Source organism: Acidiferrobacter sp., assembly GCF_054609335.1.
The window spans coordinates 1-26,460 of sequence record NZ_JBTRWP010000004.1; the positions used below are offsets into that span (position 1 = coordinate 1).

At 62.4% G+C, this 26,460-nt stretch carries 27 protein-coding genes and 1 pseudogene; 10 read left to right on the top strand and 18 right to left on the bottom strand.

Annotated elements, in window-relative coordinates; translation table 11 throughout:
• Positions 1 to 305: 305 nt before the first annotated feature.
• Entirely contained in the window at positions 306 to 509 is a 204-nt protein-coding gene (locus ACYCTF_RS01545; RefSeq protein WP_461284426.1) for a P27 family phage terminase small subunit, read from the top strand.
• Here the strand turns inward: ACYCTF_RS01545 and ACYCTF_RS01550 are convergent, their stop codons facing one another.
• The 4 genes from ACYCTF_RS01550 to ACYCTF_RS01565 form a co-directional block, all read right to left on the bottom strand.
• Positions 510 to 998: a GNAT family N-acetyltransferase gene (locus ACYCTF_RS01550; RefSeq protein WP_461284427.1), complete on the bottom strand. Its 489-nt coding sequence runs from the start codon at positions 996 to 998 to the stop codon at positions 510 to 512.
• The gene (locus ACYCTF_RS01555; protein ID WP_461284428.1) at positions 995 to 1,264 is read right to left on the bottom strand and encodes a type II toxin-antitoxin system TacA family antitoxin; all 270 of its coding nucleotides are present in this window, start codon (positions 1,262 to 1,264) and stop codon (positions 995 to 997) included. The genes ACYCTF_RS01550 and ACYCTF_RS01555 overlap by 4 nt, the downstream gene beginning before the upstream one ends.
• A 342-nt stretch (positions 1,265 to 1,606) precedes the next feature.
• Entirely contained in the window at positions 1,607 to 1,903 is a 297-nt protein-coding gene (locus ACYCTF_RS01560; RefSeq protein WP_461284429.1) for a 3'-5' exonuclease, read from the bottom strand.
• Positions 1,876 to 2,226: a hypothetical protein gene (locus ACYCTF_RS01565; RefSeq protein ID WP_461284430.1), complete on the bottom strand. Its 351-nt coding sequence runs from the start codon at positions 2,224 to 2,226 to the stop codon at positions 1,876 to 1,878. The genes ACYCTF_RS01560 and ACYCTF_RS01565 overlap by 28 nt, the downstream gene beginning before the upstream one ends.
• A 762-nt stretch (positions 2,227 to 2,988) precedes the next feature.
• Between ACYCTF_RS01565 and ACYCTF_RS01570 the strand changes: the two genes are divergently transcribed.
• Positions 2,989 to 4,176 carry an NAD(P)/FAD-dependent oxidoreductase gene (locus ACYCTF_RS01570; protein ID WP_461284431.1) on the top strand — a complete coding sequence of 396 codons (1,188 nt, stop codon included), beginning with the start codon at positions 2,989 to 2,991 and terminating at the stop codon, positions 4,174 to 4,176.
• Positions 4,177 to 4,962: 786 nt separating this feature from the next.
• Here the strand turns inward: ACYCTF_RS01570 and ACYCTF_RS01575 are convergent.
• The 4 genes from ACYCTF_RS01575 to ACYCTF_RS01590 all read right to left on the bottom strand — a co-directional run bounded on the left by ACYCTF_RS01575 (position 4,963) and on the right by ACYCTF_RS01590 (position 6,532).
• Positions 4,963 to 5,751 carry an SDR family oxidoreductase gene (locus ACYCTF_RS01575; protein WP_461284432.1) on the bottom strand — a complete coding sequence of 263 codons (789 nt, stop codon included), beginning with the start codon at positions 5,749 to 5,751 and terminating at the stop codon, positions 4,963 to 4,965.
• 143 nt (positions 5,752 to 5,894) lie between these two features.
• A complete protein-coding gene (locus ACYCTF_RS01580) occupies positions 5,895 to 6,053 on the bottom strand; it encodes an ATP-binding domain-containing protein (protein WP_461284502.1) in 159 nt (52 codons plus the stop codon).
• A complete protein-coding gene (locus ACYCTF_RS01585) occupies positions 6,019 to 6,201 on the bottom strand; it encodes a hypothetical protein (protein ID WP_461284506.1) in 183 nt (60 codons plus the stop codon). The genes ACYCTF_RS01580 and ACYCTF_RS01585 overlap by 35 nt, the downstream gene beginning before the upstream one ends.
• A 73-nt stretch (positions 6,202 to 6,274) precedes the next feature.
• Complete coding sequence (locus tag ACYCTF_RS01590; RefSeq protein ID WP_461284433.1) at positions 6,275 to 6,532, bottom strand: hypothetical protein; 258 nt, start codon at positions 6,530 to 6,532, stop codon at positions 6,275 to 6,277.
• Between the two features lie 1,331 nt (positions 6,533 to 7,863).
• On the opposite strand from ACYCTF_RS01590, the gene ACYCTF_RS01595 reads away from it, so the two are divergent.
• The 4 genes and pseudogenes from ACYCTF_RS01595 (at position 7,864) to ACYCTF_RS01610 (ending at position 11,714) form a co-directional block, all read left to right on the top strand.
• Positions 7,864 to 8,175: a zinc ribbon domain-containing protein gene (locus tag ACYCTF_RS01595; protein ID WP_461284434.1), complete on the top strand. Its 312-nt coding sequence runs from the start codon at positions 7,864 to 7,866 to the stop codon at positions 8,173 to 8,175.
• Between the two features lie 39 nt (positions 8,176 to 8,214).
• Positions 8,215 to 8,889: a hypothetical protein gene (locus ACYCTF_RS01600; protein ID WP_461284435.1), complete on the top strand. Its 675-nt coding sequence runs from the start codon at positions 8,215 to 8,217 to the stop codon at positions 8,887 to 8,889.
• Positions 8,890 to 9,534: 645 nt separating this feature from the next.
• Positions 9,535 to 11,315, top strand: a pseudogene (locus ACYCTF_RS01605) (IS1634 family transposase).
• A gap of 141 nt (positions 11,316 to 11,456) precedes the next feature.
• Positions 11,457 to 11,714, top strand: a complete 258-nt coding sequence (locus ACYCTF_RS01610; protein WP_461284436.1) for a hypothetical protein — start codon at positions 11,457 to 11,459, stop codon at positions 11,712 to 11,714.
• Positions 11,715 to 11,828: 114 nt separating this feature from the next.
• On the opposite strand, the gene ACYCTF_RS01615 is transcribed toward ACYCTF_RS01610, so the two are convergent.
• Together ACYCTF_RS01615 and ACYCTF_RS01620 are read right to left on the bottom strand one after the other, a co-directional pair.
• Entirely contained in the window at positions 11,829 to 12,275 is a 447-nt protein-coding gene (locus ACYCTF_RS01615) for a universal stress protein (RefSeq protein WP_461284437.1), read from the bottom strand.
• 753 nt (positions 12,276 to 13,028) lie between these two features.
• Positions 13,029 to 15,320: a plasma-membrane proton-efflux P-type ATPase gene (locus ACYCTF_RS01620; protein ID WP_461284438.1), complete on the bottom strand. Its 2,292-nt coding sequence runs from the start codon at positions 15,318 to 15,320 to the stop codon at positions 13,029 to 13,031.
• Between the two features lie 348 nt (positions 15,321 to 15,668).
• Between ACYCTF_RS01620 and ACYCTF_RS01625 the strand changes: the two genes are divergently transcribed.
• From ACYCTF_RS01625 to ACYCTF_RS01640, 4 genes are all read left to right on the top strand, one after another.
• On the top strand, positions 15,669 to 15,866 hold the full coding sequence (locus tag ACYCTF_RS01625; RefSeq protein WP_065969614.1) for a hypothetical protein: 198 nt from the start codon (positions 15,669 to 15,671) through the stop codon (positions 15,864 to 15,866).
• Between the two features lie 9 nt (positions 15,867 to 15,875).
• Positions 15,876 to 16,079, top strand: a complete 204-nt coding sequence (locus ACYCTF_RS01630) for a hypothetical protein (protein WP_461284439.1) — start codon at positions 15,876 to 15,878, stop codon at positions 16,077 to 16,079.
• Positions 16,080 to 16,847: 768 nt separating this feature from the next.
• Positions 16,848 to 17,567: a class I SAM-dependent methyltransferase gene (locus ACYCTF_RS01635; RefSeq protein WP_461284440.1), complete on the top strand. Its 720-nt coding sequence runs from the start codon at positions 16,848 to 16,850 to the stop codon at positions 17,565 to 17,567.
• Between the two features lie 539 nt (positions 17,568 to 18,106).
• Complete coding sequence (locus ACYCTF_RS01640) at positions 18,107 to 18,412, top strand: HVO_A0114 family putative DNA-binding protein (protein WP_461284441.1); 306 nt, start codon at positions 18,107 to 18,109, stop codon at positions 18,410 to 18,412.
• 417 nt (positions 18,413 to 18,829) lie between these two features.
• Here ACYCTF_RS01640 and pgsA read toward each other — a convergent pair whose 3' ends face one another.
• Genes pgsA through cysM form a run of 8 tightly spaced genes read right to left on the bottom strand, consistent with a single transcriptional unit; the run spans position 18,830 to position 26,402 of the window.
• Positions 18,830 to 19,417 carry a CDP-diacylglycerol--glycerol-3-phosphate 3-phosphatidyltransferase gene (gene pgsA, locus ACYCTF_RS01645; RefSeq protein ID WP_461284503.1) on the bottom strand — a complete coding sequence of 196 codons (588 nt, stop codon included), beginning with the start codon at positions 19,415 to 19,417 and terminating at the stop codon, positions 18,830 to 18,832.
• Positions 19,414 to 21,213 carry an excinuclease ABC subunit UvrC gene (gene uvrC, locus ACYCTF_RS01650; RefSeq protein WP_461284442.1) on the bottom strand — a complete coding sequence of 600 codons (1,800 nt, stop codon included), beginning with the start codon at positions 21,211 to 21,213 and terminating at the stop codon, positions 19,414 to 19,416. Before uvrC ends, pgsA begins: the two co-directional genes overlap by 4 nt.
• Positions 21,210 to 21,896: a uracil-DNA glycosylase gene (locus tag ACYCTF_RS01655; protein ID WP_083995719.1), complete on the bottom strand. Its 687-nt coding sequence runs from the start codon at positions 21,894 to 21,896 to the stop codon at positions 21,210 to 21,212. Before ACYCTF_RS01655 ends, uvrC begins: the two co-directional genes overlap by 4 nt.
• Positions 21,893 to 22,924: a beta-N-acetylhexosaminidase gene (gene nagZ, locus ACYCTF_RS01660; RefSeq protein ID WP_461284443.1), complete on the bottom strand. Its 1,032-nt coding sequence runs from the start codon at positions 22,922 to 22,924 to the stop codon at positions 21,893 to 21,895. The genes ACYCTF_RS01655 and nagZ overlap by 4 nt, the downstream gene beginning before the upstream one ends.
• A 9-nt stretch (positions 22,925 to 22,933) precedes the next feature.
• Positions 22,934 to 23,419 (bottom strand): L,D-transpeptidase family protein, encoded by a 486-nt coding sequence (locus tag ACYCTF_RS01665; protein WP_461284444.1) that lies wholly within the window; start codon positions 23,417 to 23,419, stop codon positions 22,934 to 22,936.
• Positions 23,420 to 24,739: a 23S rRNA (uracil(1939)-C(5))-methyltransferase RlmD gene (gene rlmD, locus ACYCTF_RS01670; RefSeq protein ID WP_461284445.1), complete on the bottom strand. Its 1,320-nt coding sequence runs from the start codon at positions 24,737 to 24,739 to the stop codon at positions 23,420 to 23,422. It abuts the gene before it with no gap.
• Positions 24,736 to 25,512: a 3'-5' exonuclease gene (locus ACYCTF_RS01675; RefSeq protein WP_461284446.1), complete on the bottom strand. Its 777-nt coding sequence runs from the start codon at positions 25,510 to 25,512 to the stop codon at positions 24,736 to 24,738. The genes rlmD and ACYCTF_RS01675 overlap by 4 nt, the downstream gene beginning before the upstream one ends.
• The gene (gene cysM / locus ACYCTF_RS01680; protein WP_461284447.1) at positions 25,509 to 26,402 is read right to left on the bottom strand and encodes a cysteine synthase CysM; all 894 of its coding nucleotides are present in this window, start codon (positions 26,400 to 26,402) and stop codon (positions 25,509 to 25,511) included. The genes ACYCTF_RS01675 and cysM overlap by 4 nt, the downstream gene beginning before the upstream one ends.
• Positions 26,403 to 26,460: the final 58 nt, after the last annotated feature.

Consider the following 26,460-nt stretch of genomic DNA (forward strand, 5'->3'; position numbering starts at 1 on the left):
CTCGCATGAGTTTTTATGACCCAGCGACGTTATATAACAAGGCCCGGCTTTTGTCCAGCCCCCGAAGCCCGTTGATTATCGGGAGGGGCTCGTATTGAGAACTATTACCACATTTAGAATTGCTGGGGCCGCGCGGCACGGTGGGAAGCCCCTACCTACCCCTTGGCAGGGAAACCGGCCGAGGTTGCTCGGAAACCACGCCTTGGTCATGTGCCATCAGCCGGTCTAAACGCGCGAACGTGTGGCCCGGATGGCTGGCGCTATGCCGTGGCCAACGCCCCGGCCGGACTCTTGGCGTTACTTCGATGCGGCGGTGCTGGAGCCCTGGGCGAACTGCGCCGGGATATACCCCGAGGCGCTCGCCGCTGATGGACGTGATCCGCGATCTGGCCATGGAAATGAAGGGGTATGAGTCGGAGATGGGTTTCACGCCGGCTTCGCGCTCACGGGTGCAAGTCGCGCAGGACGCACGGCGCACCGAAGATCCCTGGGCGGACATCGCCGGCTAATCAAGGCCGCGTGCCGGCCAGGCGCAGCATCAGGGTCGTCGGATGGGCGGGGGATGCCTGGAAGCCGTAGTGCTCGTAGAACTGCCGGGCGCGGTCGTTCAGGGCATGCACGAGCAAAGCAGGCACGCCAGCATTCTGCGACACGGCGACGGCGCGGGTGACCGCATCCCGGAGCAGTGCCGCACCGAGCTTCTTGCCCTGGGCCCGCGTGTCGACCGCCAGGCGCGCAAGCACCATCACCGGCACCGGATCGGGCATGTTGTGCCGGATCGCACGGGTTGCGGACTGGTGAGCAACAGCCCCGGCTGCCATGGCGTAATAGCCCAGCACGGTGTGCTCGGCGTCCGCCACCACGAAGGTCCGGGTGGCTCCGCTCACCTGATTGGCGAAGGCGCGGCGCTTGAGCCAGTCGTCGAGAACGATCTCCTCGCGGGAGAAGGTGTCGAGCTTGTGATGCTGCGAGAGCGGCTCCGGCGGGTGCAGATTCATGCACCGGTCTGCCACGGCGCCTTGACCGCCATCAGGCGGTCAAGCCCGGGATTGGGCGCTGGCGGCGCATCCAGCAGGGCCGTGAACTCGCGGAACTTGGCCTCATCGAGGCTGAAGAAGACCTGATCGAGCAGCACCGCCTGCGCCTTGTCACAGGCAGCCTCGAGCATGAAGTCGGAGCGGTTCTTGCCGAGCAGCTGCGCGGCCTGGTCGATCAGGTCACGCTGTTCGGGCAGCGCCCGGAGGTTGATGGCGGCGTCACGCATGAGTCGCTCCCGATAGATACACAACAGATACAAGAACCAAAGCCCGAATGTGTAGCTGTTGTCAATGCAAACCTTGCTTGGAAAGCTGTGGTGGCCGGGGAGATTCCCGCCCGCCGCTGGGCGAAGCTCGCCCCTTCAAAAAGGGTGAGCGCCACCACCGCTCCGGTTAACGCCCCGCTGTAGTACCCCGCCATGAGCGCCCCAACCTCGGCAACACTCGCGGTCGCCCCCCACGCCAGTGGCACAAACCACAGCGCCCCAAACCCGACCGCAAGCCGTTCCCAAACGAGCCACCCCAAGAGCGCGCCGACCGTGCCCCATGCTGCAAGGCAGGTCGCCGATTTAACGCCCTAGGCCAGCCTCAGTCAGAAACCGGCTGGGGCTTCCGCAATCGCCGGCATAGGACAGGACAAGCATTGTCTCCGCGCGAGTCATGCCTACGTAACAGAGCCGCCGCTCCTCGTCGACCGTACCATCCAAGTGGGGAAGCACCCCCTCTTCGACGGCGATCATCCAGACATGCGGAAACTCGAGCCCCTTGGCAGCATGCAGGGTGGACAACACCACAGCGCCCTCTTCAGGCTCACGACGTCGACCTTGACCCACGACCATCAAGCGTGCGGCCAGAGACCCTGACATCTTCTCCAGCGCCTGCAACGCCCAGGCACTGGGCTCGCCGCGCCCGCACTGGCGACACGCTCGCCAAGGTGCCTCTGGTGCCCGATAGGATAGAAACGATATTTGCCGCGGATGTTGCAGTCCACAGCCACAGCGATATTTCTGCGGTTTAGATCCACGCCCTTGACGGTGGCTATGGCGTCCATCACATCCGCCATCAACGTTTTTTCGACGGACACCAGCAAATACCAGGTTTTGGTTCCGGGGTCCTGCCAGGGTTTCGCCGCACCCGGCGTGACGCCATGTTCCAGCGTTTTCTCCAGCCAGCCCAGAACTTGTTCCATCCTTCATATCGGCATCGAATGCGTCCGCCCAAAGCCCCCGCGCTGACCGTTTGCTCCTTGCCCAGAGACCAATCCCGGCGATGGTTCAAGTTTACGGTCATGGCGGCAAATGTCGGAGCCTTGTCCAGACCCTCTCGGCGCTTGCATTCGCCACTTCCCCTTGTATACTACTCATATATTCTATTGTGTATTTGACTTGTACAATGTGAAGAGAACAAATACTGTCCCGATACCGCCGCGCTGCGCTTACGATGGCTTCGGGGGACGCATGGCTATCGCTTTGCCCGATGGGCACGGAGGTCCCACCGGGAGGCCGCCAGGTCGTGGTTTAGGGTAAGCCCCAAGGCGGCACGGAAAAATCGAGGCCCTTCGTAACAATGGGCGAGTCCAGGCCACGACGCATACATGGACACCCGCGCTCGATGGACTATTGTTGACGTGCTGACACCGCGGGACAGGGCGCCCCGATGAGACGTAAGCGGGCCACCCCCTTTAAGCGTGCGTTGGCCTGCGGTATGCGCTTGGATATCCAAGCCGTCGTCGCGCGCACAAATAGTTCGACGGTGTGCCTTCGCTTCGTGGGTGTGAAGCGTAGGCGCCAGGCGACGCGACATCGCGGCGGGGAGATACCGGATGGGGGGTGTCGGTATGACGGTCATTTCACGGTCCCCAAGAGCCGCCGTCGGCGCTCCCTTATGAGGGCGTGGTCGCGCGTTTCCGACCCGAGGTGCGCGCCGGGCGCCTACAAACAGGAGTACCGTCATGAAAAAAACGATCATCGTGGCCGGCAACGGGTTCGCGTCGCTCTTTTTCATCATGTATTTACTCGACAGTCCTATTTTCCCGTTCGTGGCAGCCCTCTTTCGGAGACTGTATTCCCGCTATGACATCATCCTCATTGGCAACGGGACTTTTGTTTATTTTCCCGCGATCCCCGAGTTTTTGACGAAGAAGCGAAACAAGAAAGGCATCACAGTCGACATTCGTCCGTTTTTATGGCGGAGAAACATTCGCTTCATAGAAGGCCAGGTTATGGAGCTGCGGGATGGCGGTCGCACAGTGGTCACGGATCACGGCACCTACCGCAACGATGTGCTTTTTCTGGGGATCGGGCCCACGTTCCGCAAGGAGGATATTCCGGGAACAGCCGAGCACACTTACTCGCCCTGCCATGGGCCAGATGACATGGATCGCTTTATAGCCAAGCTCGATGCCTTGGACAGCGGAATCATTTATGTCGGCTTTACGATCAACAAGAAGGATGGTTTCGTCGCCGGCCGCACGGGTCCCATGTATGAATGTGCATGTCTTTTGGATTCCGCGTTAAGGACGAGGGGCGTCCGCGATCGTTTCGAGATCCATTTCTTCTCGCCCAACCGCAGTCCGGGGGACAAGGGCCCGCTCACTGACCGGCTCGTGGAGCGTGGAATCCTATGCGATGATGGCTATTCGCCGGACAAGTTCGTGGAAGGCGGGATGATCGATCATGACGGGGCATTCCGTAAGGCGGACCTCGTCCTTTACTCGGCAGCGATGACAGGGCCGCCGCTTATACAGCGGTCGCACTGCTTGCCCATGTCAGTCGGCGGCCATATCGATGTGGATCGATACGGGCAGGTCAAGGGCTTGCGCGATGTCTATGCCGCCGGGGATTGCGCCGCTCATGAGGCGCCGCCCCCTTGGGTGCCTCATCAGGCGCACATGGCTCAGCTGCGGGCACAGGCCGCCGCCCGCAATGTGAGGGCCGCGTTAGCCGGACAGGGTGCGTGCCACACGTATCGGCACGAGATCTCATGCATCCTGGATATGGAAAACGACGGCATGTGGATGCATATCTCGGAGGATGGGAAGCCACCCTTCCGAGGCATCTTCCCGAAACGATCGCGGCAGCTGATCCGAGTCAAAATGCTGTTCGAACGGATCTTTCTCTTTTACCTTCGACATCTCTAGAGAAGCCCTGAACAACTCGTATTTCCGACACACCGTGCACTACGACGGCGCTGCGGTAAGGGAGATGAGGACGCAGGCTGCGTCTGGCCGGGCGCCGATCCAGCCTTTTTGGGTGTTTCCGGGATCTTTCATGCGAGATCCGACCGTTGAAGTGACCGCTACCCGAACGGTGGCTGGGTTCATAAGGTTTTGCGCCAAACGTGCGTCATCGGGTCGTCCAGACCATGCCAGGGTCGGCCGTATGCCTGGGGGCTAGCCGTAGGGCTGGTGGTCGCCGCCGCCCATGTCCAGGGGGCCACGGCCCTACCCGCTCTGCGCCATGGCCGGGAGGCTTTAAGTCCGAGGGACTTTGGCCAATCCCGGTCCGACCGATGTCTTTTAGCAACCCGCCCCAAGGCCTCAGGAACCGCTGCCCTCGGTATAAGGCGGCTGTGCACGAGGTCGAGGCGGCCGGTCCGCGCGTGGGATCCGGATCCGCAGGCGCATCGCGCAAGGCCTTCTGTGCCATCAACGGAGTGCCCCCTCAAGGCCTGCGACCGGGGTTTCGAGAACACCCACCGCTATGTGCCCGGCGCCTTGGCCGCCCTGTCCTTTGTGCACACACGTCTGCTGTGAGCCGTGGGTATAAGTCTCTCCAGCCTGCGGGCTTCCGGCCCGAACGGCTCCCGAACGGCGAGACTTAGCCCAACCAGGGCGCAAAATGGTGCGTCTGCGCTTCCCCGTCCCGTTGCAGTCCGGATTCGGGACCCTGCGATTATCGAAATCATGGGGTAGTTCCGGCATTCCTTATTTCTCGGAAATCCGTCTGGCTTTTCCAGAGACCCGGGCAATCAAAAAATCATAGACGGGTATGGGCAATCGCCGTAGCATCCAGGCGACTACAGCCATCTGCCAGGGCAGCACCAACCATGGCCGGCCGCGGTCTATGGCGCGCCGCATCTTCATCGCCGCCACGCTGACGGGCATGAGCCAGGGCATGGGGTAGTGATTGTCTGCGGTCATAGGCGTGTCGATATATCCTGGTGCGATGCAACAGACGCGGATCTGACCTTTGCGTAGTTCCAGTCGCAGACTCTCCAAATAGGCAATCAAACCCGCCTTGGAGGCGGAGTAGGCCGCTACCCCGGGCAGACCGCGCAGACCGGCGACACTGGCGATTCCTGCGACCCGACCCCCGGGACCTAGATAGGGCAGGAAGGCGCTTACGGTATTTTCGACTCCGATGAGATTGATCTCGACAATGTCCGCGAACACATCTCGATCCGTTGGTTCCGAACTCGATGTACCGCGACCGATACCGGCATTGGCGATAACGATCCCGATCTCGCCAAAAGCCCCATGGCAGCGGGCGGCTAAGGCATCCAGAGCCGGGGCATCACGGACGTCCGCCACCCCGACCATGACCTTGGCACCGCGATCGCGCAGGAGGGCCGCCGTAGACTCCAAGGCCGCGGGCTGCCGGCCAATGAGCAGCAGCGCTCGCCCCGGCTCCCCATAGGCCAGGGCCAAAGCGCGGCCGATACCACTCCCGGCACCAGTGATGACGACCGTTTTGGTGTTAGAGAAGTTGACCATCTTTTGCCTCAGCTCTCCCGAAAACTCTACCTATCCGCGCCGCAGTGCTCCGCCTGTAACCGCATCGCGGTTCGGGGGTGGTGACCGGCCATGCGGTCTACAATGTGCGGCTGGTCATGAGCGGCGCTAATCTGTAAGGCCCGCTAGGTGCCGACGAGCACCGTCCGCTCGCGGGCACGCGGGATCGCCGTGTACAACACGGGCGCGCTCAATAGCAGGCAATGGCCCGTGGTGACCGGCGCGATCACCGCGGGGTATTCGGCTCCTTTAGCCTTGTGCGCCGTGATGGCATAGGCCAGCACGAGGTCGTCCAGGCCCGCGCGCAAGCGTCGTCTCGCGGTCGTCCCAGGCTATGGTGACCGCCTCCTCGCCCTCGACGGTCCCGATGCGCGCGATGGTGCCGATGTCGTCGTTGCTGATGTCGTGCTGGTAGTTGTTGCGGGTCTGCATGCCGCCGTCCACGATGTGAGCGCAGCAGCCGGTGTCGGGTAAATCCCCATAGATGCACCCCGCGGTTTCGATACTACGGCAATGCTGGTCTCGCACCCTGGAGACGGCTCACAAGTCCCGGCCCCAGATCCCGGCCGAAACGGACGCACAGACCGGATGCGGCGAACGCGGTCGCATGGTTGTAGCCCATACCACCAAAACCCTGAACGAGACGCCCCGGCCGGCCAGTGGTATCGCCAGACCCCGTTACCATGGCCAGCACGTCGAGGTAGACGGCCCCGAACACACCGATAAGCGGCGGCTTAAAATGGGTCCGGCTAGCGCATTCCAAAAGATACAATCTAACACAACTGCACTCTTGACGTCTGGTCTTGGGGTATGGGACTGTCCGCTGTGGACGGCTATCGGTCGGGTGTCCCTACCCTCTTTGGGCAGCCCGCTGTGCGCGTGAGATGGAATCCGCACAAAGGGTAGTGGTCGATAATGAGTCTCAACCCGTTTGCGCGGGAATCCCCGCCGTCATCGTGGGCCGTATGGCCCATGAGGGCAGGGAGGGATAGCGCCGCCGCGTAGCGGCGATAATTCACAACTGGTGAAACGAGAGTTTATCATTGTGAACAGGAAGGAATGACCAACCACATAGGATCTTACCTGCAAACTGAATCTGCTGCTCAGCAAAGAGCAGGCAGATACTGTTCGTCGCACGGCATTGGCGTACCGTCACGCCCTGAACCACGTCTCGGCCATCGCCTTTGCCAACGGCAAGATGTCGCACGGCATGAAGCGGCAGACGCTGGTGTACCAGGAATTGCGGGAACGCTTCGGTCTGCCGTCCCAGATGGCCTGCCATGCACCGCGGCAGGTGGCGGCAGCCTACAAGACTTTGTGGGAACGGGCCAAAGCCAACACTGCCCATACAGCGCGCGGTTGGACGAAGCGGCGCTACAAGGGACTCGACAAGGCCCCGCACTTCACCGCCCTGACCGTGACCTTGAACCATCGCCGGGATTGGGCGTTGGGCAAGGAGCATACGGTCAGTGTGGGGACTTTGGAGGGGCGCATCCGGTGCCGGTACGAAGGATGGAACCAACACCTGGGCTGGTTGGAGCAAACACGGGACCATGGCATCACGCTGGGTGCCGCCAAGCTCTGGCAAGATCCGGGAACCCAGGCATGGTACCTGCTGGTGTCCATCGAAAAAGCGTTGGCTCAGAACCCGATGGACACCATCACCACCGTCAAGGGCGTGGATCTGAACCGCCGGAACATCGCGGTGGAATCCAGCACCCGCGGCCCATGTCGTTTTTATCAGGGCGGGCACCAGAGGCATTGGGCCGAACGGGGGGCCGCCAGTACACGCAGTGCGCTGCAAGCACAGGGCACTCGCGGGGCCAAAGCGGTTTTGAGGAAACTCGCCCTGCGAGAAAGACGGCTGAATGCGGATACGGCGCACGGCGTCAGCAAGGCCATTGCGGCGGAGCCACACGCGATGGTGGGCATGGAGTGGCTGAAGGAGATCCGGGAACGGACCGAACGTCGCCACTTGCAGACGGCTTCGGGGAAACGGCGCAAGGCCAACCGCACAGTCAGTAGTTGGGGTTTTGCGGATGTGCAGGCCAAAACCGCGTACAAACCCGGCTGTCGGGTGGTGTACCGGTCTGGGTGGATGCGGACTATACCAGCCAGGGGTGTCCCCTTTGTGGACACACCGGGCGGGAGAATCGGCCCAATCAGGGCTTGCTGTTTGTGTGCACGCATTGCGGCCATACCCTCCATGCCGATTTGGTGGCTGCCAGAAACATCCGTATGCGAACGCTCCTCATCCGGCAAGACTGGATAAGGACGGGGCGATTGTCAGCCGCCCCTGAAGCATCAGGCGATGAAGCCAAAGCCGCACGCCTGCAAAGGTATGCGGAACTGCGGTGGAGCCTGGATGCAAGCTCCGTCCTCATTGCAGGCCGTATGGCCTGTTAGGGCGGAGTGGTTGACGAGCATGCATATGGAGGTCTGCGTATGAAGCGTCGCGTCGCCGCTCTTGTGGTTCTGGTCTGTGCACTATGGGGCTTGGTGTGGCAGCCTGCGCAGGCCTACGTCGGCATATCGGTCAATGTGGGCGCCCCGGGTTTTGCATTCTCGTTTGGTGAAAACTTGAATGTCTTCTATGCGCCCCGCTACAGCGCCTATGTGTATGCGGACAACGGTCTTTACTATCGCTGGGTCGATGACGGCTGGGTCTATTCGCGGGTGATCGTCGGCCCATGGTGGCCATTCGCGCCCACGGTATTCCTACCGCCTTTGCTCGCTTATGGTCCGCCGCCTCCGGTCGTGGCGTATCGCCCCTACTTCGTGTGGTGGCGCATGCGAGTCGCGCCCTGGTATGCGCAGGCCCACCCTGTCTGGTGGGCACGGCATCACCCGTTTCTTGCGCGATATGCACTGTGGCGGACACGCGTCATCCCCTTCTATCGGGCTCATCCGGGCATCCTCTGGCGTCGGCCTGTCGGCCGCATGATCTTTACGCATCGTTTTGTACGACGTCGGATGTGGCGCTACACGCTCCATCATCCCGCATTCGCGGCACGTCATCCCTTGCTACGGCAGCGGGCCATGCGATATGCCCGGTTTCATCGCGGCTTCATCCGTCGCAGGCCACTCATGCCGCCCCGTTACCGGCGCTTCCGCCGGTGAGGTTTCCATGGGCGGGGGCGTGGCGTTCGCCGACACGAGTTTGTGAGCCGCTCAAAGCGGCTAGAGGGGGTCGCTCACGCGGCCCCGGTTCTTGGGGCGACCTGACGGTGGCAATCCACGCCACAGGTTCATTGGGTCCAAACGCCGGTATTCTGGCTCCTGGTTTCTGGAGAACTTCCGGATCATGGCCTCATTCCAGCCGAACGTGGAGACGAAATACCCCTGGGCCCAGAGGCGCAATCCTCCGGGAATTCGTTTCCATTCCCCGTACACCCGGATCCGATGAATGGCGCCCTGGCCATTAACCCGTGCGTCACAGGGGTTGCCGCCTCCATTGATCGTTAATCTGGGGGCGAGGCGAGAGAACGACGGCCGTGCTCAACCCGGCCGCCGCCCCCGAGAGCGCGGCGGTGGACAAGGTGGCCCAGGAGTTGCGGGTAGGAGTGGCCACGCTGGAACGCTGGCGGGCTAACCCGTCTTTCGCTATTCGCCCGGGAACACGCCCGTTTTCGCCAATGATAAGGGGGCTTGCGTAAGATAACATGCTGTGTTATTGCGAGATTTTTCTTGGCACGGTCTCTTTAACCCGTGTAGTGAAGACTTTGGTGGTTGACGGTGGCTTGGGAAGTTTCCACACTGCACGATATGTTCCTCAAATGCACACGCCGCAACAAGGACGGTAAGATCCACCGCTACTGGAGCGTGGTGGAGAACCGTAGGCTCAGCTCGGGGCGCATGGCGCAGCGCCAGGTCTTGTACTTAGGAGAGATCAACGACAGCCAGAAGGCGGCATGGCGCAAGAGCATCGATGTCTTCGATGGAGGTCGCCTGCGTCAGGTGGCGTTGTTCCCAGAAGCCCTGTCGCCGCCCGATGATGCCACGGCCGTCGGCATTCGGATCAACGAACTGCAACTGAAGCGTCCGCGCCAATGGGGTGCCTGTTGGCTCGCAGACGTGCTGTGGCGGCAGCTTGGGCTCGATGCCTTCTGGGAGGCGCGCCTGCCACCCTCGCGTAAAGGCACGCCCTGGGCGTCCGTCCTGCAAACGCTCGTGACCTATCGCCTGATCGATCCCGGTTCCGAGTGGCGGCTGCACCGACAGTGGTTTGTCCAAAGCGCAGGCCTATCTGCTCGATGCCGATTTTGCGCTGGCCGAGAAGGATACGCTCTACCGTTGTCTAGACAAGGTGCTGGCTCACAAGGACGACCTCATAAACTTCCTGCGTGCGCGGTGGGGCGAGCTCTTTGGCGTCACCTTCGATGTGTTGCTCTACGATCTAACGAGCACGTACTTCGAGTCGGACACGGCCCGCGGGGAAGAGGACCTTCGCCAATATGGCTACTCGCGCGACAAGCGTGGCGACTGCCGGCAGGTGGTGATCGGGTTGATCGTGACCCCAGATGGCTTCCCGTTGAGCTACGAGGTGCTCGCGGGCAACACCGCGGATTCCGCGACCCTCGGGGATCTCTTGACGCGCATCGAGACGCGCTATGGAAAGGCCAATCGGATTTGGTGCATGGATAGGGGGGTGCCGACGGAGGCGACTTTAGCGCAGATGCGGGCCATAGGGGCCTCCTATGTGGTCGGCACCCCAAAGGGGCGTCTCACAAGGCTCGAAGCGGATTATCTGGCGCAGCCCTGGTCGCAGGTACGCGAGGGGCTTATGGTCAAGCAATTGCCCAAGGAGGGAGAGACCTACGTGCTTGCCCTAAGCGCCCAGCGCGTCCACAAAGAGCGCGCAGCGCCAAGCAGCGTCTCAAACGGTATGTCGCACGGCTTAAGGCCCTTGCCAAGCGCAGTGTCCCAAACGGGACGCCTTGCTGATGAAGATGGGGGCAGCCAAGCAGGCCGCCGGACGTGCGGCGGGTCTCATCACCGTGACGGTGCCCAACGCAGACGAGACAGTGAGTAGGGACACGTTCCATTTTGCGCTTGATCGCGAGAAGTTGCGCGCGGTGCGTCGGCGTGAAGGACGTTATCTACTGCGTACCAACATGAACGGTTACGACCCGGCTGCCCTCTGGACCTTCTATGTGCAACTCACCGAGGTCGAGCAGGCCTTCAAAGAGCTCAAAAACGACCTCGCAATACGACCGGTTTATCACCAGCTCGAGCATCGCATTGAGGCCCACATCTTTGTGGCTTTCCTCTCCTATTGCCTCCAAGTCACACTCAAGCATCAATTGAAGCAACGCGCTCCCGGTTTAACGCCGCGTGCAGCGATCGAGACGTTCAAAACCATACAGATGGTGGACGTCCATATCCCTACGACCGATGGCCGCTCGCTGCTCCTATCGCGCTACACACAACCCGAACCCGAGCATCGTCTGCTTCTCGATGCGTTACGGTTGCGGCTACCCGCGCAACCGCCGCCCAAGATCACGGCCTCGCGCGTTTCCCCGGTGGTTGCCGTAGCCGCGATGTAGTGGAGACCTTTTAGAGCAAATATATTTAAATACAACAAGTTAGTCAGATCGACCCCCGCGAATAGCGAAAGACGGGCTAAGGCCTTGGGAGCCCCGAGAACGGAGCGGACCTGGACGGCCACTGCCCGTCTGGAGGCCGTAATGGCCATCGCGGCTTTGGCCACCCCGGCCGAGGTCCGGGCCAGACCCGAGGAGACCCGCAAGGATCAGCGGCGCATCCAGGAGCTCGAGCGCGAGATGCGGCGCAAGGACAAGGGCAAGGACAAGGCCTTGGCCGAGACCGCCGCCTTATTGGTGCTCTCAAAAACCTCTCGGCGATCTTCAACGAGGGCGCGGACGAATGATTCCGCTGAAGGATCGCCAAACTTTCGCCCAGAATATCCGACAAGCGCAGGTTGAAGGGGTCCGCTTGTACGCCGCCTGTGCGCTCGCCGGCATCGATAGCCGCACCCTGCTGGGACGAGGCTTGGGCCCCCGCACAGGGATCGGCGTCCAGAGGCTGTGCGCACGACGCTAGTGGCGGCTCGGGATTAAAAGGATGGGCATAGTCGCCGCCCGCGTTACGCCCTCGGCCACGCTACCCAGGACCAGATGTTGTATACCGCGACGCCCATGAGTGCCCACCACGATCAAATCGGCCGACCAGCCCTTGGCCTCTTCCACGATGACGGTGGCGATCCGTTGGGTCAGGTTCTCGGGTAGCGCGGTCTCAACCTCAAGTCCTGCCGCTATGACCTTGGCCCGCGCCTCGTCTATGACGTCCTGCCCGGCCTTGAACAAGATCTCCTCGAGCTGCGCATTGTCCATCATGCCGGCATCCGCCGTGATGAACGGAAATTCATCGATTACATGCACCAGCCGCAAACGCGCCGACTGTTCCTGGGCCAGCTTGATCGCCTCTTGCAGGGCCAGAGAAGAGGTGTGGCTACCATCGATAGCAACTAGTATCTTTTTGTACACAGGAATTCCTCGTTGTTATTTAAGTGACCCCGTGCGTCCCGAAAACGAAGATCCATCCCCGCTTTCCGGAGCCGCGGTTCCCTAAAATCGGTCACCAAACCGCCCCGTACGATACGTAAATTGGGTACGGACGAGCCGTATCGGACACCCCTCAAACACCCTACGACTTTCTATCGCCCTCCCCTTGCCGCGACTACCTGCCGTGGCGCTGTTCGTAAACCGGCATCGTCAATAAAAGCATTCCCAATGACACGCTCAAACATCTTCCTTATCGCAATCCCAGTACACCCAAAATCCCATCAGTCGCCGACCGTTCGTGACGTGCCGCCTATCCAGCTTGATCTCTTACCCTTACCTGTAGGATAGGCGGATCAAAAGATGTTTGCTTGATCTATATCTATTCGACATGTCTTTGTCAACATGATCTGAAAAATTGGTTGGCCCGACCGCGTTCATTGTGCGCATGGGCCGTGTTGCTGGGCTTGTGGCACCATCGGTATCGATCTTCTCGTGGGCAACATCCCACGGCCCCTCCGGTAGTCAAGGGCGAAAGCGATCCCGCAGACTGCGCGAAGCCCGAGATCGCCCATATACCGCGCTCATGCGTCGCGCGATGAGGCGCGGTGGCCGCAATGGGCGCAACCATAGGGCCCGGCACACCACGCCTTGCCGAAACTAGCGCCGGTCAAGGTCCTACGAGCCCGTGGGCGGGCTTTAACGCGGGCTTAGCGAATGCCTCTTCCTAAGCGATCGTCATGCATCTGTTTTTGTGAGGTGTCGCAGCAACGGCACCTTGATTTGATCGAGCAGCAACGTATACAGGATCGTGGCTACAAGCAGCCACAAGGTGATGGTCAGAGGCAGCCGTGCCATAAGAAGGCCCTGTTGCGCCAGCACGCTGACTATGGCGATGTCGGCGATACCGGCCCAGAGAAGAAGCGCGCCTGGACGCGAGTGCCACAAATGGCCGCGCTCGCGAACCAAGAGGACGTTCGCAAGGCCGGAGAATACCAGCCCCAAAAAATCCAAGGTTTGCAGGGCGTGTAATGGCAGGCCCATGGCCCATCCGCTCAGGTACACGGCAAAAATATAGACAAGCCATGCTATGGCCACGACGAGGGAAGAGAAGATGAGCGCGCGGACATCCCACCGGTCCGGGGTCGGCGAGGGCCGTACGCGATCTCTGGCCAGAGACATTGTAATAAAGTCGTTGGCGAACAGGAGCAAAAGAACGAGAAGTGGGGTGATCACGAAGCTCCGGAAAGCCAGCAGTCCCAGGCTCAGAAACAGTGCAATCTGAAAAGTCTTGACGATCTTATTGAGGGTGTAGGTCAACAAGCGCTGATAAACGCGGCGGCCGGTCACTATCGCGTCGACGACCCCGGAGAGCCCCGGCGTCGTCAGAACGAGGCTTGCCGCGGCCTTCGCGACGTCGGTGGCGCTCTCCACCGCGACCCCCACCTCCGCCTGCTTGAGGGCGGGCGCATCGTTCACGCCGTCACCCGTCATGCCGACGATCCTGTGGTGCCGTTGCAAACCCTGCACCAGATGAAACTTGTCTTCGGGAAAAACGCCGGCATAGACCGCACAGTCTTCGCCAGTGTCCACGCGGTCGCAGACGGTGCCGGTCAAGCCCAGCGTCTGCGCGACGGTCTTCGCGGTGGCGACGTTATCGCCGGTCACCATCCGCACCCGCACCCCGAAATCGTGCAGGGCCTGCAAGACCCCCGGCGCGTCGGCGCGGATAGGGTCCGCCAGGCCCAGCAGTCCAAGAAAGCGCGGCGCCCCCGCGGGGCCCGCCGCCACCGCCAGGACCCGTGCCCCCTGGGCCGCCAGTTCCCCGGCGATAGGCTCCCAGCCGGCCGCCTGGGTCAACTCGGCAATGACTTGGGGCGCCCCTTTCATGGCCTGCCACCGCCCTCCGTCGGCCTCAAACGACGCCTCGGAACGTTTTGTGGCCGGGTCGAATGGCGTAAAGCTCGTACGTTGGGGTATCGCCGCATTGTTCGCGTGGGCGGCAGCCAGGATGGTCAGGTCGATAGGGTCTTGGGTGGCATCGTCGCTGGCCACGGCGGCCATGGATAAGAGTTGGGCCTGCGTCGTTTCACCCATAGGGCGGGCTGCCACCAGACTGAGTTGGTTTTGGGTCAGTGTGCCGGTCTTATCACTGCAAAGGTCGCTCATTGCGGCCGCTTCCTCGATGGCCGCCAGGCGCGTCACGAGCACGCCGCGCTGCGCGAGCCCAAGGGAGGCCATGGCCGTCGCGAGCGTAAAGGTCGCCGGAAGGGCTACGGGTACCGAGGCCACAAATAGAATGAGGGCAAAGGGCAGGATTTCGGCCAGGGGCATATGCGTGACGGTGGCATAGACCAAGATGGCGGCCACCAGAAAGCCGTCCATGATCACGAGATAGCGGACGATCGCCAGCACGAGTTCCTCCAAGTGGCTCTTGGAGCCCGCGCCGCGAACCAGCTCGGCCGTCTTGCCGAAATAACTGCGCGCGCCCGTCGCCGTTATCGTTCCGCTGGCTTCGCCCCGCCGAACGACGGAGGCCGAGTAGACGGCCGCTGTCGCACTGCGCTCGACCGGTATGGATTCACCCGTGAGCGCGGACTGGTCGACCAAGATCTGCCCGTCCGTCAGGGTTATATCGGCCGGCACGATATCGCCGATACGCACATGGACCAGGTCGCCCGGCACGAGGTCACGGGCTGCGATGCTGCGCCACTGCCCATCGCGAAAGACGCGTGCCATGATATGAAGGCGTCTTTTCAGCGCATCGAGGGCGCCCTGGGCCTTATGTTCTTGGCGAAATCCCAGGATGGCGTTGAACATGAGCAGCAAGCCGATGATGATGGCCTCCGGCCACTTTCCGAGAACGAGCTCGAGAATCAGGGTGATCTCCAGCATCCACGGCACCGGATCCCAGAATTTTTTCAGGAACAGCACCCATGTGCGCGGCTTTATTTCGATAACGGAATTGGGTCCGTACTGCGCCAAGCGCCGTTGCGCCTCTTCGGTGCTCAGGCCGATATCAGCACTCATAACCCCTCCCCTCGTTCACGCTACCCTATTACGCGACAATGCTGCGGCTAATAACCATGAGTCGCATTGACGATTCGTCAACGGAGCGTATGGCCCATTATCAGCCCCGCCGTCCCGTAAAGACATGATCAGGCGCAAGCCCGGATCGCGCCGGTTTAGGGGCCATAAGGATGGGCTCATGCGGCGGATGCGCGATTCGACGGTACGGCGGAACCGGTCTGTCGCGCAGGCCGGGACAAAGGTCCGTGCCGGTGCCGGAGAACTTCCGGTCGATGGATGAGTCTATCTATGCAAACGTCGGTGTGCGACGGATTGTGCGGTAAAACGGTCTCATACTAAGGAGTGATCATGGAAATTCTTGAGAAGTCGGCATCCCGGGTCGTGCTCAAGTTCGACAAAGCTGAACTGGAGGGTTTCAGCGATCCTGTTATAAAAAACGCGGAGACCTTTGCCAGCGCGACCCTTGACATGGCCAATTTGCTGAAAGAGCAGGCCTATCGCATGAAAAACCATTTCGTACAGCCCCCGCACGCTTTCGGGGATTGAGGGGGACGTATGCACATTAGAACGGAAGGATCGGATTTTGTCGTATTGGACGTCAGCCTCAAAGAGGCCGGTCGTATCGCCGCCGATATTCTGTCCCAGGAGGCGATTGCCGGGGACAAGGCGCTTGCCGTGGCCCGCAAACTCCGGGAGGCGGGGTTCTATCTGCAGCCCGCCGTCTCCGGACGTTCGGAGTGGGCAGGTCCGGTCGAGTAAACGGGGTAACGACGGGGTCTGAGCGGCCCAGGTGGGCCCCGCGACGTGGGGCGCCATCTTTTTGGCGCCGAGGGCAACCGGTTGGTTAGCGGCGCGTCAGGCTGCCGGCCCGGCCCGTTTTGCGATGCGGACGCCGCAACAGTCGGCCAGCTTCGCTGGAAGGGCCTAGTCGATATATGAACTCTCCCACCGCCGCATCGCTTTTGCGATGGTGGCTGCTGCGCAGCTCACAAAGCCCAGAGGCTGCAGAGGCCGCGCGGGATTCTCCACAATCATACCCACAACCGACCACGACCGGTAACAAGATGCCTGGGTCGGATCCTGGTCCATAGGCCTGACGGCGGACTCCATTCATCCCATCATCGTATAGGCTACCGCCATCGCCATACGACACAGCAAGATTACTGTCGTGCGCCAAAGATCCGGCCCTGACATTTTTTCAACACACAGACATCACGCGAGACCTTGACGTGTCTTGGGCGCATAGGCTTCTCTCGGGTCATAATCCCCTGCGGACTACTGGTCGTGCCGCCCATCGCCACCCTTTGCGTTTAATCACATGTTTTTGGCGGCCTGCGGGTGACCGTCCGGCACATGACTATCATGGCCACGATCGGCAGCACCCGTGCTTCTGGCAAGGTGTCGTCGAATTGCCATCCACTTAGGCTATCCTTATGTCGAAGCGGTGAGATAGCTGATCAGTCGACCCGGCGGGCTGATCGCGCTTTGATAGTTTTGGGAAGCAACCTCACGAAAAAGGATATGTATATGGTCCCGGAGCATTTCGACCTTCACAATGAACCCTGGCTTGACGAGCGGACGCGTCGGCGCCTTGCTGGGGCGGGCCAGGGCATTGATGTCGCAAGCCAACGCGCGGATGATCTGGACGAGCGCTGCCTCGCCTTTCTCGACGCACGGTTTGCACAAAACCCCACGACCCGCCCCTCCGCTTTGGATCTGGCCTGCGGAAGAGGCGGACAGACATTGCGCATGGTGGCCTGCGGCGCCCTGGTTACCGCTGTAGACCGGCATGACCACGGTGCGGACATCCAACGCGCCTTAAGCGGACGTCCCATTCTACAGCCACCGCACTTCATCCAGGCGGACTTCCGGGCCTTACCCAAGACCCTGCCTGATGCGCCCTATGATGCCATCATCTGTCAGCGAGCCATTCATTACCTGCGGTACGCCGAGGCGATTACGGCTGTGCGCGCCTGGACGCATTACCTCAAACCGGGCGGCCGGGTGTTTCTTTCGGCCTCGGGATTGAACTCGGAATTGGGGCACAGATATCCTCATAGGGACCGGCCGGTCGCGGAACGCTATGCCTACTTGGCGTCGGACATAGCGCACCGGCACGCCATCCAGCAACCCGTGTGCCTCTATGAGGCTATGGACCTCGTAGATCTTTTGCATGCCGCCGGGCTTGGGGTCGCCGACATCTTCCTGTCTCCTTTTGGCAATGTCAAAGCCATGGGCTTCATCTAAGAGGGGCTGCCCACCCGCGTTTGAATGGACGCCTCTATTGCTACCCATTGCGTCTATCGGACACGCCTGTCCGCATTCTTGGCCGACAGATGCGCGCACCAAGCCGTCGTTATGCCGTCTGCTCTTTTGCGCATGCATGCCATGGTTTCGCATAATGGCCGTCGGATGCAATCAGATCATCATAACGTCCTCATTCTTCCATTGTGCCGCCCTCAATAACCATTATTTTCCCGGTGTTCATGACTGTAGAAATTCTCAATGTGGGACTCATGGGGTTTGCTACCAAAGTCCGCCTTCCCTGATGAGATGGCCCGCAGAGTTGTCGAAACCTCTGACAAGTCCACTGGATCGAGTGCACTTCCGACACCAATGGCCGAATGTCGGGTTGGCTGCCACCGGGTGGCCCGGAGCTCTATCTCTTCGCTTTGAGAATTGCTGTTCGCGGGCATCGATCTCTTGATAGAAGACTTCGTCGCGGATGTGGAAAGCTGGAACAGTGCACACTGATTGTTACCGTACAACCGGACTGGCGGGCCGCGTTGCGCGCAGCCGGCCGGGCAGCGGAAGAGCGCCAATATCAGGGTGAGCGATGGAATTTCGAGACGCCGGAGGCGTTGTTCTGTCATCTGACAGTGCGGCGATGGGCGCTGGTGCATCTCCTGCTGGGTGCGGGCGAGGTGTCGGTGCGGGAGCTGGCCCGGCGGGCTGGGCGCGACGTGAGACGCGTACATGAAGACGTGACGGCGCTTGCGGATCTCGGGCTCCTGGAACGGACCGACCGCGGCGGGGTTGTGTGCCCGTTTGCCGACATTCATGGCGACATGCACTTACGTGGGGTGGTTTGATCCGCACATAGCCAGTCTGCGGCTCTGGGGGCCACAACAGCGTCGCGTCAAACGTCGTCCTTGATCGGAGCGCGTTCCCCTCATAATCCTTTCAAAGGCCTTCCCGATTTGCGACCTGATGTGTCGTGAGACGCCCCACTGCGCGTTATAGAAGACCGCGCGAATTCCTGCCCCCTTCAGGGGATGGGGATGAGAGCGCCGCTGCTCGATGGACGGCTATGTTCCCGGGCACTCCACACGGTATCGACGGATGACCCTCACGGATACCGCGCCCGCCGTCCCCCAGGCTTTACGCCTGTGTTCAGAGCGGTTCCTGGCCACAGAGGCACTTGTGCTTCGGGAACCGTTCCCGCACTTGCGGGAGGTGTAGCCCTTGCGACCAACAGCCCTTGCGGCCAACAGGGGCGTAACATTTCCCTAGCGACCCTCGCCCTCCCCTCTCGTCAGTTCCGGCCACGCCGCCTTCAGATAGACACCCATCGACCAGAGCGTGAGCAGGGCTGCAACATAAAGAAGGAGTTCGCCGGCCCGGAACGCCGAGACACCTATGACCGGCCGCTCGTAGAGCAATAGCAGGATCGCCACCATCTGCACGCCGGTCTTGAACTTGCCCACCACCGACACCGCAACACTCTTGCGCTTACCCACCTCCGCCATCCACTCGCGCAATGCCGAGACTGCGATCTCGCGACCGATGATGACCAACACTACGACGGAAAAGAGCGAGGTGCTGAGCAGCGGTGGATGCAACTTGGGATTGGCCACGATCATGATGAGCGCCGTGGCCACCATGAGTTTGTCCGCCACCGGATCGAGAAACGCCCCGAACGCCGACGACTGGTTCCATCGCCGCGCGAGATACCCATCCAGCCAGTCCGTGAGGGCCGCCAGCAAAAAGAATCCCGCGGTCCCGATATTGGCCCATGAGACCGGAAGAAAATACACGAGCACGAACACCGGAATGAGTGCGATCCGGAGCAGCGTCAGGATATTGGGTGCGTTCAGGGGCACGGTTCGCCTTTGGCATGAAAGATGTCGTAGATGCGCCGCGCAAGCCCCTTGCTGATTCCTGGGAGTCGCTCGAGATCGGCGAGTTCGGCCTGCGCCACGAAGCGTGCGCCGCCCAAGGCCTTGATCAGGGTCTGGCGGCGCTTTGGCCCGACCCCGGGTATAGTGTCGAGTTCCGACACGAGCCGCGCCTTGGCGCGCCGCGCGCGATGCCCGGTTATGGCGAACCGGTGGGCCTCATCGCGCACGGACGCCAGAAACACCAAGGCCGCGGGCGCGTGATCGAGCGTGAAAGGCTCGGCGCGTCCCGGTTCATGGAACTCTTCATCCCCGAATCGACGTTCCGGCCCCTTGGCGATACCGAGCACGCGCGCCTGCCGTCCGAGCGCCCGCAAGGCCTCTTCGGCGCGCGCCACCTGGCCCGCACCGCCGTCGATCAACACGAGATCGGGCAGCGGGGCCTTGGCGTAACGGCGCGCGACCGCCTGACCGACGGCCGCATAATCGTCACCAGCGCCCACGCCTTCGATATGAAAACGCCGATAGTCGCTCTTGATCGGCCCATCCGGGCCGAACACCACGCACGAGGCTACAGGCAGCTCCCCTTGCGTATGGCTGATGTCGAAACACTCGACACGCGTGGCCCCCGCCAGCCCAAGGGCCGCGATCATCGCCGCCCAGCGCGCACTGTGGCCGGCGCGCTCCGCCTGCCGGCGGCGCAGGGCATCGGCGGCATTGGTCTTCGCCAAGGCCACCCATCGCCGGGGAATCCCGCGCGCGGGTACCGCGATCGTCACCGCATGCCCGGAGTCGGCACACAGGGCCTGGGCGATCCACTCGCGTCCCGGAACCGGGGTGCCGATATAAATATGCGTGGGCGGCGATTGCCCGAGATAATACTGCGGGAGAAACGCGGCCAGCGCCTCCCCGGCGGACATGGCCTCGGGGACACGCGGAAAGAGCGTCTTGCATCCGAGCTGCCGCCCCCCGCGTATCGCCAGGATCGCGACCACCAGCACGCCCCTGTCCTCGGCCACGGCCAGGACATCGGCATCACCCTTGTCGTTATCGACGTACTGGCGCTCCTGTGCGGCAGCCAAAAGCGCCACACGGTCGCGTAGCCGCGCCGCCTGTTCGAAATCGAGCCGCGCGGCAGCCTCCGTCATCTGCCGCTTGAGGTCACCAAGCAGGGTCTTGTTGCGGCCCTCGAGAAACCACAGCGTGTGGCGAACATCCTGCGCATAACTTTCTTTGTCCACGAGCCCCACGCACGGGCCTGAGCATCGATGAATCTGGTACTGCAGACAAGGGCGCGTGCGATTGCGGAATACCGAATCCTCGCACTGGCGGACCGGAAACACCCGCTGGAGGAGATTCAAGGTCTCGCGCACGGCTGTGGCGCTGGGATAAGGCCCGAAATACCGCCCGGGCTCGCGGCGCGCCCCGCGGTGGAACCCCAGCCGGGGGAAGTCCGAAGCCCCGCCCAAAAAGATCATGGGATAACTTTTATCGTCTCGTAACAATACATTATAGCGAGGTCTTAAAGTTTTTATGAGGTTATTTTCGAGCAGCAGGGCCTCGGTCTCGGTATGCGTCACCGTGACCTCGATATGATGCACGGCGGCCATGAGCGAGGCGATCCGCGGGCTCTTCGCGGGCCTAAGGTAGCTGCCCACGCGCTTGCGCAGGCTCACGGCCTTGCCGACATAGAGCACCACCCCGCCCTCGTCTAGCATGCGATAGACCCCAGGGCAGTCCCCCAAACCCCGCACCAACTCGCGTAGATCACTCATGACACCTCGCGCACAGCGGCCGTAAAGACCTCCTCGAACATGGTCGCAGTCAGACGCCGTGTCTGCGTGTTATAGCGGCTGCAGTGGTAAGAGTCCCACACGATCCGGCCCGCCACCTCATGACGCGCGCCGTGCGCGAAGCGGTGGCGCGCAAGCGGTGTGCCGAAGGCCCGCAGCACGGCCTCATGGGCGATGCGGCCCAAAGCCATGATAACGCCACCCTCGGGTAACGCGGCAAGCTCTGCATTGAGATAAGGCGCGCAGGTTCGGATCTCTTCGGCAGTCGGGCGATTAGCCGGGGGCACGCATTTCACGGCATTGGTGATACGCGCGCCGGTCAGCGCCAGCCCATCGCCGACTGCCAGCGATTGCGCACGGTTGGCAAGCCCTAGGCGATGGAGGGTCTCATAGAGCAGGATGCCTGCGTAGTCGCCGGTAAACGGCCGGCCGGTGGCGTTGGCGCCATGGAGTCCCGGGGCCAGCCCCACGATCACGAGGCGCGCGGACGCATCGCCGAACGCCGGCACCGGCCGGCAGCGATACTCCGGGTGGCGACCCTTGATCTCATCGCGAAACGTCGCGAGCCTGGGACACCGTCGGCACCGCGACAGCGCCGTCGTCTGCGCCGGTGTGTCGGACAGAGCCGACTTCGGCGATACCCGAGGCCTCGCCCTCCCACTCATGGCGATTCGCTAAATAATGACTGTAAGAGCTGGCGAGATGCGCGATAGTCGGCACTGGCGGGAAGTTCGTCTGCGGTCCACGCCGGACGCCCGTGCAGGCGCGTCATACGCGCCTGCGACAAGGGATTGACGTAGCCAGAGAGCGCCCCGAACAGGCCATCGAGACCGTCGGGGTCGTTGCAGGCGAGCACGACATCGCAGCCCGCGGCCAGGGCCTTGCGGGCACGCGCACCGAGATCGCCGGCCCCATGGGCCCCCGCCATACTGAGATCGTCGCTGAAGATCGCCCCGCTAAAGCGCTGCCCCTTGCGCAATACCTCTTGCAGCCACACGCGCGAGAAACCGGCGGGCTGGGCATCCACCCGTGGATACAAGACGTGCGCGGGCATGATCGCCGCCAGCACCGTCGGACACAGGCGCGCGAACGGGATGAGATCGGCATTCTTCAACGCTGACAGCGGGCGCTCGTCGATTGGTAGCTCGGTATGCGAATCCCCCATCACCCCACCGTGGCCGGGAAAGTGCTTACCACAGGCCGCCATCCCGGCCTGGGTCATGCCCAGCACATATTGCCGGGCAAGCTCGGTCACCACCAGCGGGTCTTCGGCAAACGCCCGATCACCGATCACGGTGCTCACGCCGTGCCCGAGATCGAGCACCGGCGCGAAGCTCATATCCACGCCATGGGCCAGCAGTTCGGCGGCCATGACATAACCGGCCGCATGGGCCAATTTGCGCCCGCGCGCACGATCGAGCGCATGGATCTCGCCGATGCGCGCGCCTGACGGAAGGTCGGTGAATCCCGCGCGGAAACGCTGGATACGTCCGCCTTCGTGATCGACTGTGATGATGAGCGGGGGATCCCGCAGGGCGTGGATCTCGGCGGTCAGCGCGCGCAATTGCGCCGGGCTCTCGTAATTCCGGCTAAAGAGAATCACGCCCCCGACCAGCGGGTGGCGCAGCCGCGTGCGCTCCTGCGGCGATAGCGTGGTTCCCACCAAATCCATCATGACCGGACCTAGGGACATGGCGTCTCCTTACGCAATGATACGCACGCGGGTGCCGGGTGGCACCCGATCAAAGAGTTCCATGACCTCGTCGTTACGCATCTTGATACAACCGTGCGACGAGGGTATACCCATCGGGTCCTCGTCCGGGGCCCCATGGATGTAGATGTAGCGGCGCATGGTGTCGACCTCACCCAAGCGATTCTCGCCCACCGTAAGCCCGCTCAACCATAGGATGCGCGTCAATACCCAGTCCCTCTGGGGATGGAGCCGGCGCAACGCCGGACTATAGATCTCGCCGGTCGGGCGACGTCCGACGAACACCGTCCCGCGCGCCGCGCCATCGCCGATCTTGGCGCGTACGACGTGCAGACCTCGCGGCGTTTGATAGCTGCCGTAGCGCTCGCCCACGCCGTTTTTGGCGGTGGCCACCGCGCTTTCCCATATCACGCGTCCCCGTTCGCGCTCGTAGAGCCGCAACCACTGGGCGGCGACATCGACCTCGATATAGGGCATCTAGACGTCCCTCGTGAACAAGGCCATGGCCTCGACGTGATGGGTCTGCGGGAACATATCCACGACCCCGGCGCGCCGCAAGCGGTACCCCCCCTTATGCACGAGCCATTGGGCATCGCGCGCGAGCGTCGCGGGATTGCATGATACGTAGACGAGGCGTGGCACGCCGCGCCCCGCCAGGGCCTTGACTGCTGCCATCGCCCCAGTGCGCGGGGGGTCGAGCAGCGCGGCGTCGAAGCGCCGTTCCGCGAGCACATCGCCCAAGGTGTCGGCGTCCAGATCCGCCACCGCGAACGTCGCGTTGTCGAGGTCGTTGGCGCACGCATTGCGCCGCGCCTTGTCGACGAGTGCCGGCGCGCCCTCGATGCCGAATACCGAGGCCGCATGGCGGGCTATGGGTAACGTGAAGTTCCCAAGACCGCAAAATAGGTCCAGCACACGGCTGCCGGCCTCAAGCCCCAGCCAGTCTACCGCCTGCGCCACCATGGCCTTGTTGGTCTCACCATTCACTTGGATGAAATCCGTGGGCCCGAAGGTCAGGTCGACGGCGAACTCCGGCAGGGCGTAGTGCAAGACCAGGCTGGGTCCACCCACGTATTGCACGGTCTCGGGCCCACCGGCCTGGACATGCATGGCCAATCCCTGTGTCTCCCCGAACGCGGAAAGCATCCGCAGATCTGCCGCCGTCAGGTCGCGCAGATGACGCACCACCAGCGCCGCGGCGTCATCGCCGGCCGCAAACTCGATCTGCGGGATGGCCTCGGGACAAGACAGGCCCGCTATGAGCGCCTTCACGTCGGCGAGATGCGCGCCGAGCCGCGCATCGAGCGTATGACAGTAGGATAAGGGTGCGATATAGGAGTGCCGGCGTTCACGGAATCCGAGCAAAAGCCCGCCTTTCTTGTCGACCACCCGTGCCCCGAGCCGGGCCTTGCGCCGATACGCGAATACCGGACCCGTCACGGGAGGTGCCCAGTCCGCGCAGTCCACCTGCGCGATATGGGTGAAGGCCTCGCGCACGATACCCTCTTTGGCGGAAAGCTGGGCGGCCGGCTCTAGGTGCTGGAGCTGGCAGCCGCCACACACCCCGAAATGCGCACATCGCGCCTCCACGCGCTTGGCGGAGCGCACCAGAATCTCTCGTACCGCACCGGTGTCATAGCGGCGCCTGCGGCCGACATAACGAAATCGCACCTCCTCACCGGGCAAGGCCCCATCAACGAACACCACCTTGCCGTCGCAATGTCCAACGCCGGAACCATCGTGATTCAAGGAGGCGATGACACAGGTCGCGTCCTCCGGCAGACGCCGGGCCCTCATGCGCCCGCCGTCTCCCACGCCTGCAAAAAGGCCGACAGATGGGGCCTGCCGGCGGCCGCCAGGACGGTCTTCAGCCGCTCCTCTTCCTGCCTGTGGGCCTCGGGCGCAAGGTGCCCGCGCATGAGCTCTAACCGCAAGTAGACAAGATAGGTATTCAAGACATCGGTCTCGCAGTAGTCGCGGATGCCGGCGATCTCGCCACGGCGATACCGGTCCCAGACCTCGGCGCCGTCATGGCCTTGCTTGCCGGGAAAGCCGAGAAACGCCGATATCTCGTCTAAGGGCGCCGTGGCGCGCGCCTGGTAGCCCGCGAGCACATCCATCACATCCGTATGTCGGGCATGATAGCGGCTCAGATAATTGTTCCAGCGAAACGCGCTGTCCTCATCGCCAGTCTCCCAATAGCGGCCGCAGGGGATCTTGTGCAACAGGGCGCGGTAATGCAGCACCGGCAGGTCGAAGCCACCGCCATTCCACGACACGAGCGTCGGCGAAAATCGCTCGATGCCCTCGAAGAAGCGCGCGAGGATCTCGGCCTCGGAGGCCGCGGGGTCGCCGAGCGACCACACACGGCACTCGTCGTTGCGGCGCAAGAGTACCGAGATCGCTACGACTTTGTGCAGATAGTGGCGCAGAAACTCCTGGCCGGACTCCTCACGCCGCCTGTGGACCATGACCCGCGCGACGTCCTCGTCTCCCAGGTCGAGGTGGTAGAGACGGCGCCCCGCGGCCACGTCCGGCACGGTCTCGATATCGAACACGAGGACATTCATAGCACTGGAAACACACCCGTGGACAGGTAGCGGTCGCCACGGTCGCAGACGATACTGACGATGGTGGCATTCTCGAGCGTGGCGCCGAGCATCAGCGCCGCGGCCACTGCCCCGCCCGAGGACACCCCGCAAAAGACCCCCTCCTCGCGCGCCAGCCGGCGTGTCATGTCCTCGGCCTCCTGCTGTCCGATGTCGATGATGCGGTCCACGCGCGTGGCCTCATAGATCGCCGGGAGATAGCTCGCCGGCCACCGCCGTATGCCGGGGATCGATGACCCGGCGGTGGGCTGCACGCCGACCACGACTATCCCCGGATTGCGTTCCTTCAGATAGCGCGAGGTCCCCATGATGGTCCCGGTGGTCCCCATGGCGCTCACGAAATGGGTCAGGGTGCCGTCGGTATCGCGCCAGATCTCCGGGCCTGTGGTCCGGTAGTGGGCGTCCGGGTTGTCGGGATTCGAGAACTGGTCGAGGATGTAGCCCTCGCCACGCGCCTCCATGGCGCGCGCCGTGTCGATGGCCTCCTCCATGCTGCCGGCCTTCGAGGTGAGGACCAGCCGCGCGCCAAAAGCGCGCATGAGCCCCTGGCGTTCGACACTCATGTGCTCGGGCATGACCAGCACCATGCGATAACCCTTGATCGCAGCGGCCATGGCCAACGCGATCCCGGTATTGCCGCTCGTGGCCTCGATCAGGGTGTCACCCGGATGTATGGTCCCGCGGCGCTCGGCGGCCTCGATCATGTTGAGCGCCGGCCGGTCCTTGACCGAGCCCGCCGGGTTATTGCCCTCGAGCTTTAGGAGCAGACGGTTTCCCCGCTCCGTACCCAGGCGCTGAAGGGCTACGAGCGGTGTATTGCCGACACACTCGGCAAGGGATTTTATGTTCACGCGATCGGTCCAATGAGTCTGTTCATCCAGCCATCCGCGCCTACCCCCGCAGGCGGCC